This window comes from Gimesia aquarii (genome assembly GCF_007748175.1).
GTDB lineage: Bacteria > Planctomycetota > Planctomycetia > Planctomycetales > Planctomycetaceae > Gimesia > Gimesia aquarii_A.
Genome location: NZ_CP037422.1, coordinates 2,155,593 through 2,173,106, shown reverse-complemented (window position 1 = coordinate 2,173,106; position 17,514 = coordinate 2,155,593). Strand labels below are relative to the sequence as shown.

The following is a 17,514-nucleotide window of genomic DNA, read 5'->3' as shown; positions in this document are numbered from 1 at the left end:
TTAAATTCTCACCTCTTTGAATCGCAGATTAGCCGCCCGAGTAGGCGTTAGTCCTTTTTAAACCAATGGTCCAGCCCAGTCAGTAAAGAGGCTGTCAACTTCTTCATCAATGATTTCAAATTCGGCCGCATCATCAAGTTCGAAATCATGAGCAAAATCAAATCGGGAGAGTGCATCTTCCGTTTTGATTTTCCCAGGCTCTTCGGACAGAAATGGCTCTGTTACATAAGAAGCTTCAATCAAAGAGCCTGCCAGTTGTTCCAGAGTATCTGGCTTTTCAAGAGTCATTACAGAATGTCTAAACATCAACGATGTGGCAACTTCCCAATCAGACTGTTGTAACAAATTATCAGAGGCATTAGACCGTGTAGTTATTGTATCTGAAGATTGAACCTTCACAGGAACAATTTTTGTCGAAGAAAATGCCTCTTCTGTAGATTGAATTGAATTTTCAACCTGTGGGAGAGGAACATTAGCCAGCAGAGGAGCAGCCAGAGGAGTGATGACCGCTCCCGCAGCATTATCATAGGCAGCTTGCAAAATCTGAGCATCTAATGTCGAGATCATTTTTCGGGTGGAAGGATCGAGCGTGGCGCCCATGACATCATCTGGGTAGAAGGTGTTGTCTATATGCAAACCATCGTCAGTCAGAGGAGCGACAAAATCCCAACCTACAAACTGGACTTGCCCAGAACCATTCGTGACTAAATGATCTGAGAAGGCCGAGTAACCTGTAGTAAATCCAGCAGCATGGCCGATTTCATGTAAGAGCACTGTATAAAGATCGTAGTGTCCTTCAGCTGCTGAACCAGCAATGGCTTGACCGTTACTATCAAAGGAAAGACCTTCAACAGAAGAATACCAGCCTAAGCCTGCAGCGTCGTCATCAATGTAGACTCGCCCTTTAATAGGAATCCCATTTTCATCAAGTTCTAAAATATGACCTTCACCAAGCTGCTGGCCACCGAGATCGGTGACGACAACCTGTACTGATAAATCTTCATTACCTGTAGCTGTTTTCCATTCGTCAACAGCAGCGTCGATCAAGTCATTTAAGGAGTCTTCACCATCGGTTGATAGTTGTGGACCATACCATTCTTGGGGGAAGTTGGGAGGGAAACTGATTTGTTGACCACTGGCTTTGGTACGATTGTAGTTTGTAGCAAGATAAGTAAGATCTTTAAAGTTGATTGTACCACTCTTGTCAAAGTCCAAAGACCAGGCAAGTCCAGAAGTCGCATTGACTACTGACGTTCCATAGTAGGAGGCAAATGCCATCAGGTCTTTGAAGTTGATAGCTCCATTATCATCAAGGTCAAAAGGAACAGCCCATAAGTCAGTTGCAGGTGATTCGGTAACTGAAGCAGTGACGCCACCCAGGCCTGAAATGTCAAGTTGGGCATTTATTACACGAATTCCCAGGCTATGAGGTCCTAAGAAACCGGTTGCTTTATCAATTGAGACTCCATCATGACTTAATGATTCAAACTTGATACGCGCCAGTAAGACCTGATCTGTAGAACCAAGGTTACCAAGGTTATTTTGACCAGTGATACCCGAAACGATTCCTGTCTGATCATCGATTGTAGAAGATGTCGAATTACCGAAAGCAGCACCATACTCGACTGCAGTCGCAGTAAAGTAATCGGTATTGTATTCCAGGTCGAAACTACCACCACTAATACCTGATCCCTCACTCGTATTTCCCCAGACTTCGATCCAGAAGCTGTCCCATTCATCAATCCACTGTTCACTTTCAGGAACGGCGCTTGTTTCCCCATTGGCATCGGTCGAACTAGGAGTTGTTACGAGCGAAGTACCGATAGTCGTATTTGCTGACGCAGTACCGGTCAGTGGAGGGCCAGAAGGATCGAGAATAGTCCCTGTAGCAGTAACAGAGGGGAAGAATTCCAGAATTTGTAATCCACTAAATGTATCAGCAACAAATGCGAGTGTCCCTGAAACATGTAAACTGCGGGCACTTCCAGGAGTATCTTGCAGATTGGCAAATGCAGGTGATGTTGGATTTGTAACATCGATGACTTTCAAGCCTTCCGCACCATCTGCGACGTAGGCAAAGTTACCCACAACGCGGACACCCGTAGCGATGCCAGATGTATCGAAGCTACCAACGACGGAAGCCGTCGCAGGAGTGCTAATATCAATAATCTGAAGCCCACCTTCTCGATTTGCGACATAAGCAAAGTTACCGACCACATCCAAACCAATGGCAGCTCCACCTGGTGTCGCTACATTATGGATTTGAGTAGGTGCCGTCGGAATGGAAACATCGACGATTTGAAGACCATTATTTCCATCTGTAACGTAAGCAATGTTTCCAATCACTTGTACGCCACCGGCTAATCCACCAGGAGTAGCTACTCCAAAACTTCCTAATAGAGCAGGAGTAGATGGAGTCGTGACGTCGATGATTTGGAGGCCACCACCATTACCGCTATCGTCGGCAACATAAGCTATATTACCAATCACTTGTACGCCTCGTGCACGCGCGGGTGTGGCAATACTGCCAACAAAAGTTGGGGTAGTAGGATCTGAGATATCCAGGATTTGTAAGCCTGCTTCGCCTACGGCCAGAAATGCCAAATTTCCAACAACATCAATTCCCTGAGCAATTCCTTGCTGATTAAAGTCGAATGATCCCACATGGAATGGATTAGAGGGATCAGAAATGTTAAAGATTTGTAAACCACCATCACGGTCAGCGATATAAGCGAAGTCACCAGCAACATCGACGGCAACAGCGGCATCAGTCGTTGCAGAACTGCTACGAGTAGCGATGCTTGTAAGGAAGACAGCTCTACTATTTGCATTCAGATTATCCAGTACAACTTCAAATGTTTCTGGGATTTCTGTTTCAATATCCTGGTTTACAGTAACGTTAACAAATTGCGCTGTTTCTCCGGCATTGAAAGTTAAGGTTTGACCGATGATTTCCAGAAAATCATCTGGTGAAATAGCAGTTCCGTCAACAGTAGAAGCGTCAACAGTAATCGCTACATCTACGGGATTAGAAAGCTCAACCAGGAACTGGAATGGACTGTTATCTTCGGTATCAATGACTGGTGTAATTGACAGTGTCGCTGAATCATCATTTTGAATTGTAGCCTGTCCTCCACCATTTACAATGGTTACCTCGCGGCCACCATTTTGTAGGCTGGCGAGTTCTAGTATTGCGGAGAAAATTTCGTCTGCTTCTACAAGATTTTCATCAGCTACATCTACAGTAAAGGTTTGGGTTAATTGATCACCACTAACAAACGTGATCACCCTGTCGCCAGAGTTCAGAGCAGTGTAGTCACCATCGGCTGCAATTGCAGTACCGTCCTGAGTTATTGCTCCTACAGAAATATCAGTATCAACTTCATTAGAAAGTGTCACAGTAAATGTAAAGGGACCATTTGACTCCAGGTCAGAAATATTATTGATCGTCAATGTTGCTGAGTCATCATTTTCTATCGTACCTATTCCAGGATTACCTAATGTGACATTACGACCGGTACTAACGAGATTGTTCATGACAATGTTGAAGATTTCATCGAGTTCAACTTTGCTATCATCATTGATATCTACTGTAAATGATTGGGTAAGTGATCCACCAGTTGTGAAGTTAAGAAGCTGGTTGATGATTGGCGTAAAGTCATTATCAGCAGTAGTCGCTGTCCCATCTTGTGTCGATATATCAAAGCTGATATCGCTGTCTACGGGATTAGAAAGAGTCGCTGTGAAAGTGAAGGGACCATTTGCTTCTTCGCCAGACACACTATTGATATTGATTTGTGCTGAGTCATCGTTGCGAATGACACCTGTGCCGTTTGCGCCGAGAATTACATCTCGACCCTGGTTTACTAGATTCCCCAGGATGGCATTAAATGTTTCGTCTAACTCGACAATATTGTCAACAGTGACTTGTACTTCAAATGCTTGGAGTAATGGTCCACCTGATGTGAATGTAATGGTTTGATCACCCAAGACGATAGGGGTGTAATCATTATTGGCAGTTGTGGCTGTTCCATCTTGTGTTGCAACATCGACATCAATATCGACATCAACAGGGTTCGACATGGAAACCGTAAAAGTAAAGACTCCCGCACCAGCGCCTGCATCTGTATCTTCAAATTGAGAAACATTACCAATACTCAGGACTGCTTGATCGTCATTAAGAATCGTTCCAGTCCCTTCCGCTCCTGCAATACTCACATCACGACCACCTGCATTTAAATTATTAAGAATCGTCGTGAAAATTTCATCGAGTTCCACTTTATTGTCATTGGTGATATCGACGGTAAAGACTTGTGATTGTGAGCCACCACTGACAAAAGTCAATGTTTGATCGCCGACATTGACCTCAGTGTAATCATTGTCTGAAACGAGAGCTGTTCCATCTACTGTTTCGACATCGACAGTCACATCAACGTCGACGGCGTTCGACATCGTTACTACGAATACAAAGGGACCATTTGTTTCATTTGCGGTGACATCGCTAATAGTGAACGTTGCTGAGTCATCGTTCTCGATTGTACCTGTGCCGGTATCACCACCAAGAGTGTCAATAATAACGTTGAATCCATTGGCGTTCAGATTACTAAGAATCGCAGAAATAGTCTCGTCGAGTTCAACAGTGTCATCGTCGTTGACAGTCACTGTAAAGTTCTGTGTTAATGAACCACCCTGAAGGAACGTAATAGTCTGATTGCTTGATACGTAATCATTGTCGCCAGTAGTAGCGGTACCGTCTTGCGTCGAAGCAAGGACACTGATATCGCTCGCAACTTCATTAGAAAGTGTTACAGTAAAGACCAGTTGCCCCGTCGATTCTAATGCTGATACATCATCTATTGAAAGAACAGCCTGATCGTCATTTACGATCGTTCCGGTTGCGTGTTCATTATTTGATCCCAGTGGGCCGAGGACGACGTCGTGGCCGTTGATATTATTGACGATAAGATTGCCCAGGAATACGTTGAAAAACTCATCCAGTTCGACTTTGGAATCATCATTAATATCAATGGAAAATGTTTGAGTTAATGGGCCATTGACTGCAAAGATGAGAGATGGCTGGTCTCCCAGGTTCACCTGGTTATAGTCATTGTCAGCGACTGTTGCTGTGCCATCTGCAGTTGCAAAATCCACATTAACTTCTCGGTCAACTGCGTTCGACATAGTGACCGTAAATGTAAACGGTCCATTTGCTTCATCGTCAGTGACATTGTTCACTGTGAGAACAGCCTGGTCATTATCAATAATAGTGACTTGTGCCGTGTTCTGAACTCCAATGAGTGCATTGTCAACAGAAATAACAGTAAGGTCGATCGTTTCATCAGCTTCAACAAGGCTGTCGTCAATAATGGGGATTTGCACAACAGCTATTGTTTCATTTGCGGCAAACGTAACCGTAAATGGAGTGTTATCATAGTCATCTGGAGAAGTTGCTGTATTATCGGCTAATGTGACTTGAACAGTAGAAGCAGCAGCGGTAGCGTTCCTGGTCAAGGTGACATTCAGGCTGGTACCATCTTCACTGACCGAATAAGTAGCAGAACTGAATTCAACCGTTGGTGGATCATTGACAGTGATGTCAATCACATCAACGTCTGTTTGCGGACCAGCACCATCGCCGGTGGCAATCGAACCATCAAAGTTCGCTAAGTCACTTGTTGTCAATGTAACTGTCGCTGGGTTTAATACATTGAGAGAGGAGTAATAGCCTGCATCTGGGGTCCAGATGGTTCCCTCAAGTGCGGCATTCACATCAGCGAGTTGACCTGTAAAGGTCATAATGGTTTCATTACCAAGCCCCGTTCCTACCGAAAATACGATGTTGTTGGTTGAACCGAGCGTTAAAGCACCATTGACGGTAGATAGCGTTACTTCAACTTCACCGGTTCCCAGGAATGCGTCGACATCGGTGACGGAGAGACGATTGTCATTAGCGAATGAAAAGACAATGGGAACTTCTGAATCAGTGGTTGTGCTGACATTGGGAGTATCAGGCATCGGAGTGTTATTAAAGTTATGAACTGGTGGATCATTCACTCCATCAGTGACAACGACAGTAAACGATGTTGTTAAGTCTGTCTGATTAGGCTGTAATGAGTTACCAGCGAGATCTTTAACACCTGTCAAGCTGGAGTTATCTACATCAATGGTATAGAGCGTGTCTAAACTAAATACGCCAACTATTGAAGTAAAAATGGCTTCGTTAGTATTGGGATTATAACTAAAGAGATAATCAACGCCCTCAACTAACGTCGTCTGCGATGTTGAGCTGGTTTCCGCAGTCAGTGTAAATTGGAGTGAGTTGACTAATCTATCATCAATGCCAATGCCTGTATCTTGTAGCTCAACGATCATTGTCGTGAACAACTCAGGATTGGAAATATAAACTTCTGTGGGATTGTTATTGAGGTCAACACCGTTGGCATCATTATCGGCAGGCAAGGTTATATTGGCAGTGGGACCGACAAAGTCAGCACGTTCAATTGCCCCGCGATCTTTGAAGATATTCGATCCCAGGCCGGGTGGAGGAGTTTGTGTTGGGTCATCGACACGCAATTGCCCGAACGCGTCATTATTTGGAGCGAAGATGTCAGAGTTAGGCATTCCTATTGCATCTTTAACATCTACGAATTCGGGGCGATCTGCCAGACTGTTTAAGGAACTATCAATAGCCTGACTACCATCTGCAAGATAGAAGTTCCCTTGTTCAGGATTGACAAACAAGGGGTCATTTGCACCAAGTAGAATCGCATTACTACCCACGGTACCGTTATTACCATTTCCTTTAAATAAGTTGGCGCCAACAACATTTGGGATTCCAGCTGAGGACTGTAAATCTATACCAGTTGCGGTATTGGCGATCACGTTGTTTAGGATGGTTGTAGAGGCAAAGTTTTCAACGACAATCCCTTGTCCCGATGCTCCTACAGCAATCTGGCCAATCAAATCTGCTGTCATTGTGGCAAAGAAGTTAGCAGGATCGAAAAGGAAATCATCGATATCAAAAATTTCACCACCAGTTGAAGATGCGAAGACACCGTAAGTACTGTTTGTGTTTCCAAAGCCATCTGGGTCTGCGATTGCATAGAATAATGCATTGGATGTGAGCAAAGCTGCTTGCGCATCAATTGCAGACTGAGCATCACTGTCATCATCTTCATCTGTTAAAATGATGGGAACAATTCGAGAGCCAGGGCGGAAGTTAAAAGTAGTAGGGCCAGATTGAGGGTCAAACTGGTTCAATGCTTCCAGAATGGCATCACTACCTCGTTCGGTAGCCCCTTGAATGGGAATATTCTGAAAAGGACTCCCAGGTGCTGTAAATGTGGCGAAGTCAACAATATCTTGAACCTGAGCGGGGTCTGTGTCGCCAAAACCTCCTGATTGAGCTGGAAAGAGAACGAGACCGTATTGTGCATCAATTCCTGCGGCCTGCATTTGCGCATCGAAACCAAGAATCTGAGCTTGAACATTTGCAATCGCTGATCCCATTGTTCCAGAGACGTCGATAATGAAAACGACATCGATTTGCGCAGAGGACTGAGTGACCTCAGCATTGGCGCCGACTAATGTATTATTAACAACTTTCGTATAAGAGACAGCGGCAGGATTGTTTGAGGTACTACTATTTTCATCGCCGCTGATGCGAAGTCCTCCTAAACCATTTGCGAATTCGGTAAGTACGTTATTTTGGACGGTAACACCAGGCGCGAAACCAAGACCACCACTGAAGAAGTTATTCAGTGTTGGGCCATTAATCACACCACCTGCTTGGGACCGTGCACTAACACCACCGTTAGGACCAGCGGCAACAGACTCACGCAAACCGGCGTCGATATTGATACCATATTCTGATGAACTGGTGATCGTATTGGATTCAATAGAAATATGACCTTGCTGACGTTCCAGATTACGATCGCCTAGTTGGTTATCTTCACGAATTAGACGATCGTTTGTATCAAGTTGATTAAAAATTACTAAATCTGGTAGTTGTCCATTAGGTGGTGCGGCGTAATCTGTACCACGTCGAATTTCTAACTGATAAGCACCTGATAGTAATTGAGTGGGGGCACCAAAAGTCGGGTTTTGAGGAACATTAAAGAAATCGGTCTGATCAGTTTGGGCACCAGTTACCAATTCGCCACGTTCGGCAAAACCAATGATAATATCGTCGATATAGAAGCCTTCAAAGGCATTGTTTTGAGCCTGCTGATTGCTGATTGGATTACCGAAGCCGTCACCGGGCATGTCTATATCAGAACTGATGGTGCCCGAAGTGCTAAAATCAAAACGTAGCCTTAAGTTTGCATCGCCAGCGAATCTTCCGAGATCCACACGTGCCTGTCGCCAGACTCCTGAGTTATCAAATAATTCTTGAACATGTTGATTGGTATTTCCTACACCTTCTCTTTCAGAGGTCGTGATATAAGAAGATAATTCTCCCGAATTAGGATCAGTGGCAGGTGCCAATGTAGAGTTGTTAGTTGCTAATTGGGTCCAGGTTGCCCCGTCGTCATTTGTGATAAAGACGCGCGCGGAATCCCGCATGCCGTTAGTTAATGAGTTGGCGTTTTGAGTTTCCAGGAAGTAATTAAAGTAGAGCGTAGGCAGATCAGTGGCACTGTAACCATCCAAGCTAAATTCACCAGATTCCAGTGAACCATGTGCACCACCAGCAATATTGTAATTATCGCCAATGTCGGGGTTGGAGGAGAGGTCTCTTTGGAAAGCTTCTGACATGACCCCATATTGAGCATCAGTCACATAATCAATATAGGCATTGGTTACGTTTCCATTATTGTTGTTTACCCAGTCCTCAAAGCCAAAGTAAAAACTGGCTCCACCCTGTTGTTCGCTATGCTCTCGACCTTCGGGATAAGAGTTTCGGTCGTTACCGCCAGCATCAGTTCTGGTTTGGTCAAAGGTATTATTGATTCCGTGGCCTGCATCACTATTTCGTTGGAATGTGGGATGCCACAAGTTGAAGTCCAGTGGCGAGAAGGCCAGACCCGTGACAGTACCACTTGCACCAACATTAATTGATGTTCCCCCTCCCTCAAAGATATTGATGGTGCCTACATCAGGATCAGGATCAGTAACTGTGGTCAAGATCATTCCTGTTGTGGGATCAATTGCGAACAGGTTGCCAGTGTTTGTAATCGCAAACAAATAATCCTGAAACGCGCCGTTGTGTAGGTTTTGTGGTGCCGCTGTCAAACCGGCAAATGTTCCTAATCCACTTATCTCAGTAGATAAATCTACAGAGGAAATGGAACCTACATCACGACGTCCATTAGGACCAGGGACCAAATTTATTGTCAAAAATTGTCCAGTATCAGTGACAGCATACAAAGTTGACGGAGTTGGATCAGAATTGATCCCTTGAAACGACATACCAGTAATATTACCAAGTCCAATAACATCACCAATAACAGTAAATCGGTTGTTCGCATCAGCAGGATTAGTAGCACTAACTACTCTATTATCGCCGGCATCACCATTGGCTGGGTTTGCCTGGTAAAGAGTGGTGTTAGCACCATCATTGACTGCATAGAACAAGTTGTAGGTGGCGAAATCAATTCGTTGGAAGGCAAGCGCACCCACACTATCTGTTGTCAATCTTACTGGATCTGAAAAGCCGGTAGCAGGTACGTTTGGAATACCATCATTGAATTGTGAAATGGTTCCACCAGTGCCTGCGTTTAGTTCTTTCAGTCGGCCTGCTGTATTTTGAACTCCAGGAAGACTTTCATAACTATAAAGTCGACCGTCCGAACGGATCGTAATATCAGAAGTCGTGGGACTACCACCAGACAGTGCTCCTACATCTATAGTATTAGCAGAGAGAGGAAAGCCCCCAACAGAATCAACAACACGACCATCATAGGCATCGGCAATCCTGAGTCGATTTTCCTCTGAAATGTAGAGATTCACATCTGCCAGGGTAAAGGCAGTGACATGGGTAGATAATTTGTTTCCATCCCCATCATCGTCAGTGTCTGTATCAATAATGTCAAAAATTCGCGGAGTTGTTGGATCAACCTGAGAGGTGCTACCTGATAAAGAGCTTCCGGAAGTATATCCGCTGAAACCAATATGATCTTCCACAATTCTTTGGACGGAGCTGACGGGCTCCAGGCGAATTTGCGCGTTTAATGCGCTGGAATTAAAGGTAGCATTGAGGGCCTGTGGTAAGCGTTGATTTGAAGAAACTGCGATATGGTAACGGAACGTGCTGCCCGGTGTTGCTGCTGGAAGCTGGGTTGAACCAATATAGGGATCCAGTTTTCCAAAGCTGCCACTGCTTAAATCCTCAGTATCACCATTGGCCTGATCATCTTCAATATCAGAATCGCGACTGATTAAGATCAATCTGCCTTGATCGTCGAAGATGGAAAGCGTCGTGTCGGCGCGGGTCAAGCCATCTGCATAGTCGATGTCGAAAATCGTCGAGAATGTTTTACCGCCATCACTCCGACCACCAATTACCTGAATCAGATCGTAACCCATTTCAAAGGTATACCAGTCAACGTCAGTGCCACTGGAAAGTGTACCTGAAACAGCTAATGTGTTGCGGTCACTGGTCAGAAGATTTCCAAGTCCCTGAGCATTGTCGATGGTTTCATTCGTTCCCGTTTTTTCGGATGATTCACCGAGCAGCGGTGAGTGTGAGGGTTGTCCCAAAATTTCGATGCCGTTTGTCGCAAAACGAATATCGGCAAAGCGGACGGTGGAACCAGGCTTTTCATCAACCTGCCTTAAGCGAATTTGCATCTGGTATTGACCTGATGTCAAACCTCCTTCGCTACTGACCCGCACAAAGTAAGTACCTGTAACTCCCAAAGCACCTGGGAGTTCAACACTGAAACCAGCATCATTAATGTTTTGAGAATAAAAATCACCCAGTAGATGGTCTGTTTGCAAGAGTGGATCTGCTATGCCAGTAAAAGTACCTGCGAATGAGTCTAGTGAGGATGCGATGACATTCCCAAAAATGTCGACCAGTTCGACCATCGTATTTAGCGACGAGGAAGTACGGTCAATGTCAATCCAGATTCGGGTACCTGCAGTGGCATTAAAGCTATAGACGTCAACATCATCAGGAGCATCGGCACTAATATTTCCTTCCACATGAAAACCTAATGCTCTGTTTTCATCTCCGCTGATTTCATCTGGGGCCAATACTCCAAGATTTTGTGCAAAACCAGGGGTGTTGTTGACATCAACACCACTGGTGTTGTTACCTTCTGTTTCGAAACGCACAACGACGTTACGGTCATTACTGTATCGGTCTAGTCGTATGCTGCGCCAGTCACCCGCTGAAGGTGTGGAGGCACCACCGTCATTATTCGTGTCAGTTTGTGGAAGACCTGCAGGGGTAAAGCTAGCTCCCACACTATCGTCTGCCAATGATGTGAGTATCACTGGGAAACCGGGTTGTCCGATGATTTGAACCGTACCACCGATGCGGTCATCAATATCTAGTGGAACTCCGTCAGCCGTAAAGCCAGCAGTAGGTCCATCCAGTTTCACAACGAGGCCTTCATCGAGATTACTCTGCAACCGGATACCACTAAAAGTGTGATGCTGGTTGACCAGAATTTCTCCATGTAAAATGTGTACGATATCGGTGTCGTCCCAGATCGTTTCTGTATCAAGTAGTGCAGGACGAACTTCCATTCCATTAAGACCGTTGTTGTCCATTCGGTTGAGACGGACCAGAGCACCATGATTGTCTGGATACTGCTGATAAGAATCGGTGAATCCTGTGGAGCGACCATAGTCGGATTTCAGTTTATAGTTGAGTGCATTCGCATCAATACTAATCACTGTCCCAGCATTATCCTGGAAAATATTATCCACAATGATTGGTTGTGCGCCGCGCACAAAAACCGTGGCACTTCCATTGGAGCCACGACCGTTTCGATTGGATGTTGAACGTCCGTTCGCATTGTCTTCTAGGACACTATTAGTGAGACGAAACTCAGCCTGATGAACTTCAATGGCATTAAAGTTATCAAATCCACCTTCAATCGGTGTTAACCCACCCCCGTTAGTAATCAGCGCATGATCTATGCTACCGGAAGAGGCCGCATTAAAGATGATTCCACCCCAGTTGCCCGGGCCAAACGCTGTGACACCATCATTGGACGTGTCAAAAGTAGTACCCGCGCCATAGCGATCATCACTTAGGGAAGTAAAAATGATGGGGTTTTCTTCTGTTCCTTCGGCAATTAATTGGGCGCTACCCCGTTCCGCTTCAATGCGCGCTCCAGACAGTTTGACAACCGTTCCTGGATTGATTTTCAAGCGACCATTGATTGTCGGATTCCCTGCGTCATCTAACTGTCCTCCTGGAGCCCCGTAGATTTGCAGATTTTCTGTAATCACATGAGTAATATCATCATTGAAAATGCCAGGTACATCCAGTTTGTTTATTTCGCTACCAAAGGCGGTATTAATCCGCACGAATAATCCGTTAACGCTGTTATCAAAAATTTGGTTGTCGAAAATCTCCAGACCATAACGGTCCATAATGAATGAGCCATTTTCAAAGCGGCTGTCTTCAAAACTGCGGGGGTCTGCTGAGATGGCAGAATCCGCATTGTTAAAGATGGTGTTCTGCCAGATTGTTGGTCGCGCGGACTCAGAATGTATAGGGGAGAAAGTCTGTAACACAGAGTTCACAAACACACTTCCGCCACCGTAACTGATGTTTGCGTTATTGACCGAATTCAAAAACACTCCTGAGTCTTCAAGGTCGGAATCGGCACGGAAGACGATACCTCCCCAGTCCCCCGGATTAGCCCCATCACTCAGGCCATCATCATCACCGCCGATGGCGTCATTCCCGAAGGAAGTTAAGTAGACTTGATTATCGGGAGTTCCCAGAATCTGTAGCGCACCATCGCTACGGTCGATCAGCAGGTTATTCGAACCAACATCAATATTCGCGTTTTGAAGTTTGATGATGGCACCTTCATCAATCATCACGGTCACATTTTGCGGTATATCAAAGGTTGCGCCATCTTCCAACGGCTGGAAGGAATCAGTCAGACCGATCAGATAGGCTTCATTATTTTCTTCTGTGTTGATATTACCGTCAGTTCCACCATTGCCGACAATTCGTACAATTTTGGTTGTTCCGCTGGCTGCTGCCGCTGAAAGAGCATCATCAATATTAGAATAAGGGTTCGTCAAGCTTCCATCAGCAGGACCACCTGATTGTGTGGCTTTGTCGACAAAAATCGTTTCTCCTGACTGGAACCAGAAATCAAAGACTCCACCTGCCTGCCTGTCAGCATCTCCGTCTAGAGCAACGCCTGTCGCATCAACCATAAACGTATTGGCGAGTGGGTCTGGTGTGAAGTTGATGTCCAGAGTATAGTCGCCATCGGTCCGACCGCCATATCCCGAATCAGAAACTGTGGGGTCGAAGTCGGTATTTCCCACACTTGTGACTGCCAGATAATAGGTTCCCGCTTCGAGATCCAGATCCAGAAAGGCATCTTCACCAAAGTAGTCATCATTACGGGCGATGATTTCGCGTACTCCACCCGGAGACTCTCGATAGAGCGTGAGCACACTGTCCAGAAAACTTTTTGTTGGTAGTCGATCTGCGGTAATTTCCGCTGTAAATCGGCCTGATGCAGTGAGTTCAAATTTTTGCAGGTCGATGTCGTTGCTAAGCGCAGGACGAATTCGGTTAATGTGGACAATATCGTGATTTGAAGGAAATACGGGTTCGCTAGAAACGGTCCCTCCCACATCTCCCCCGCTGGAACCCATGATTGAAGGTAGGTCGTAAGAGTGACCTAAACCAAGTGTATGCCCAATTTCATGAAATGCGGTCACAAACCATCCACCGCCATAGGGACTGTCACCCCAATCGAGGGCACCGTTCATAAGCGCCAAGCCATTCCCGGCGATACCGCCCACAGCCAATGGGGGGACAAACGGATCAACAGCACGAGGGTCTCCTGTCACAATCCCCGTACCACCACTGACGACTTCCTGGACTTCCATTCCTGTTAGGTAGCTGTAGATTTCATAAATTTCACGGGTGCGTTGTTTCTGGTTCTCTGTTATCTCGTTAAAGAGAGTATTCCCAAATAGATCAACGCCATAAGTTTCCGGGAAAGAGAAAAAGACCGTACCGATTGCCCCAGGGTTAGAGGGAGTTGTACCTGTTGAGTTAATCTCAATGTGCTGTTCGATTGTGATTTCACGATGACCAGGTTCATCGTTACCACCAGGAAGTGGAGGTTGGGCTACGGCCTGTGGTTCGATTTGTTCATTGATCTGAATCGTCTGCGTGGTGAGAATTCCGAGATCAAAGGCTGTATCGAAGCTGGAATTGTCATCATCTGCAACACTGACAACGTTGGAAGCTGCGAAATTAGGAGTTGCTGATTCACCTATTCTCAAGTGATAGGTACCATCTGCGATGTCTGAAGCAAAAGTGAGTGTGGCTTTATTTTCGGCAGAGTTATAGGATACCGATGCGGGGTTCACGATCACATTACTGGAAGTGTCGATCAGTTGATAAAAGAATGTGTTTTCGGCAGATGCCTGGTCGAGAGGATCATCGTTGAAGTAAACATCAATCTGATTGAGGGCTTGGCTCAAGCTCCCTGTACCACCGCCTGAGACAGGTTGAGGGACGACGGCAACAACTTTAGCGCCCAAGTCAAGTTCAAAGTTAATAACTTGATCAACGCCATCCTGGAAGGCTTCGCCATTCTGGTTGAGTAGCGGTGTATTACCTGTTCCAAAGATTGTGATTTGGTAGTTATCATCAGGTAATGATTCGGCGAAGCGAACAATTACCTCGTTTGGATCATCACCGATACCAATGAACCCGGGTTGAATGACCACTTCATTGCCATCATTGAAGGTACCATCCAATCCACTACGGACAATCTGAATGCCTCCTAAAGAAGCAGGATCAATCTGTTGTCCAGGAGTAAACTGGAAAGTCAATTCTTTGGGAGCTTCATTATAGACCTCTCCTTCGGTCAGAGCGATATCGATGTTTGGTTCGATATTTACCAAAGAAGCACCAGCGAGAAGAGTTCTGTCTTCCAATTGTTCAGCAGTAGAATAAGAACTTTTGATACGTTCCAATTTCTGTCGATGTTGACGCTTTTTTTGGCCTCTGCGAAGACAGTTCAATAGTGAAATTGGACGACGAAATGATGACACGAAGGGTAAATGGCCCACAACCATGGTTTCAGTCTCTCTAGCAAATAAATACACGAATCGAATCGAAAGATTGGATTCCAGACGTTACAGATTGGCCGCAAATATTATCAATGTTCTTACAATTTATTACAAATGCAGATACTTAATCTTTTTTGATAATATGAAATGTCCGAATTACTTCATTAATGTTAAATAAGCTAAAATGGATAGCATGAGTAGTCAACATGAATCTACTGAGATAAAGAGTTATCTCTTTAAAAACAATTATCAGTTTACGTTGTATTTCAGAAACGTTACAGAAATCTAATTTTGGTCTTTTGTTCTAAAGTTTTATATAATAATGACATGAGTCACCATCACTCATTTATGATAGCTCAATAAAGCATCAACATAAGTAGTCCAAATGACTTAGAATTTTCGTTTGTTTACTTTAAAAATTGACACACCTTGGTTTTCGTCTTAGACGTGTTGTTTTTCAAAATCTAACTGTCTATTTCAAAACTCTTGATCTACATGTCGAATCTCTGATCGGTTGATGAACCGTAATCTGCTTCCATTCTTTTTAAATCTTTATTAAGATTGAGATGCTAAATAGTTACATAAGTCTTTTAATTTTAGTACTTTCGGTTATTGAAAATCCCTATGCTTAAACCTCTGGTTGTCATTAATGTTGTTGGCTTAACACATGAAATGTTAGGCGATAAAACCCCAAACTTAATGCGTCTTGCAAATCTAGGGTTTTCCAGGCCAATGGGTACTGTACTGCCTGCCGTGACTTGTTCCGCTCAGTCTACGCTATTGACTGGACTAATGCCTCGTGAGCATGGAATTGTGGCCAATGGCTGGTATTTCCATGAATTGGCCGAAGTCATGTTCTGGAAACAGTCAAATAAGCTGGTTCATGGTGAGACAGTTTATGAAGCAGCCAAACAAAGGGATCCAGCTTATACCACTGCGAAACTATTTTGGTGGTATAACATGTATGCTCCTGTAGATTGGTCAGTCACACCTCGTCCCAGTTATCCGGCTGATGGAAGAAAAGTGTTCGATTCTTATAGCCAACCTGAAAGTCTGAAAGACGAATTGCAATCAGAACTGGGTGTCTTTCCTTTACTGAAATTCTGGGGGCCTGGCGCTGATATCTCGAGTTCCAGTTGGATCGTAGACGCTTCAATCAAAGTCTTTCAGGAGAAGAAACCCAGCCTTACCTTAGTGTATCTGCCTCACCTTGATTACAACCTACAACGTCTCGGGGCGAGTGATCCGGCCATTGATCAAGATATAAGAGACATTGATCGAGAAGCGGGTAGACTGATTGAAGTCGCTCAGAATAAAGGCGCAGATGTTGTTGTACTTTCGGAATATACGATCACGAATGTTTCAAAGCCAGTACACATCAATCGTATTTTGCGAGAACATGGATGGTTACAGGTTCGCAAAGAGGCATTAGGTTGGGAAACACTCGACTGCGGAGCTTCGAATGCATTTGCTGTAGCCGATCATCAAATTGCTCATGTTTACATTCAAAATTCCGCTCAGATTACTGAGATCAAATCCGCGCTCGAAAAAGTGGACGGTATTGAAATGGTCCTTGATCAAAGGCAACAAGCAGAATTTGGAATCGACCATGAACGATCGGGTGAACTCGTAGTAGTAGCGGCTCCAGGGTCTTGGTTTACCTACTATTTCTGGCTGGATGATCGAGTTGCCCCTGATTATGCACGAACTGTTGATATCCATCGTAAGCCGGGATATGACCCGGTCGAACTATTTGTTGATCCCCAAATAAGGTTTCCAAAATTAAGAATCGCAAATCGTTTAGCCAAAAAAATGTTAGGCTTTCGTTACTACATGGATCTAACAAGTTTAGATGCGCGCCTCGTCAAAGGGAGTCATGGAAGATTACCTTCACCCGGAAGAGAAGAGGCCGAATCACCTGTTTTTATCTGCTCTTCACAATCGATAGAACGAGATGAGATTCCTATGACGGCTGTTAAGAATATGTTACTAGAATTACAGTTTGGGAACTAATTTACTCTCAAAGCGCCGAGCTTTTCTTAGCCGAGATACTATCTTCATCTTCTCATACGATCTTGCAAGATCTCAAGTAGGTAAAACGACATGGGTAGACTTAATTGCGCAGGTAAGGGGTTCTTTGAGTAGTTAAGAAATGTTTGACCCCATTATTAGTAGGTTACCTAATTTTACAGAATCGGCATTGACTCAAAAGTGAATTCTGATGATGATTCCGCAGCTTGTGATGACCTCAAATCACATTGTCTGAATTGGATT

At 44.7% G+C, this 17,514-nt stretch carries 2 protein-coding genes; one reads left to right on the top strand and one right to left on the bottom strand.

What is annotated here, in order from left to right:
• Window positions 1-57 precede the first annotated feature (57 nt).
• Window positions 58-15,144 carry a Calx-beta domain-containing protein gene (locus V202x_RS08625; RefSeq protein WP_197993299.1) on the bottom strand — a complete coding sequence of 5,029 codons (15,087 nt, stop codon included), beginning with the start codon at window positions 15,142-15,144 and terminating at the stop codon, window positions 58-60.
• Window positions 15,145-15,864: 720 nt separating this feature from the next.
• On the opposite strand from V202x_RS08625, the gene V202x_RS08620 reads away from it, so the two are divergent.
• A complete protein-coding gene (locus tag V202x_RS08620) occupies window positions 15,865-17,253 on the top strand; it encodes an alkaline phosphatase family protein (RefSeq protein ID WP_145173055.1) in 1,389 nt (462 codons plus the stop codon).
• Window positions 17,254-17,514: the final 261 nt, after the last annotated feature.

Excerpts from the sequence above, each read along its gene's own strand:
- V202x_RS08620 (WP_145173055.1), top strand. The coding sequence starts at position 15,865 with ATGCTTAAACCTCTGGTTGTCATTAATGTTGTTGGCTTAACACATGAA.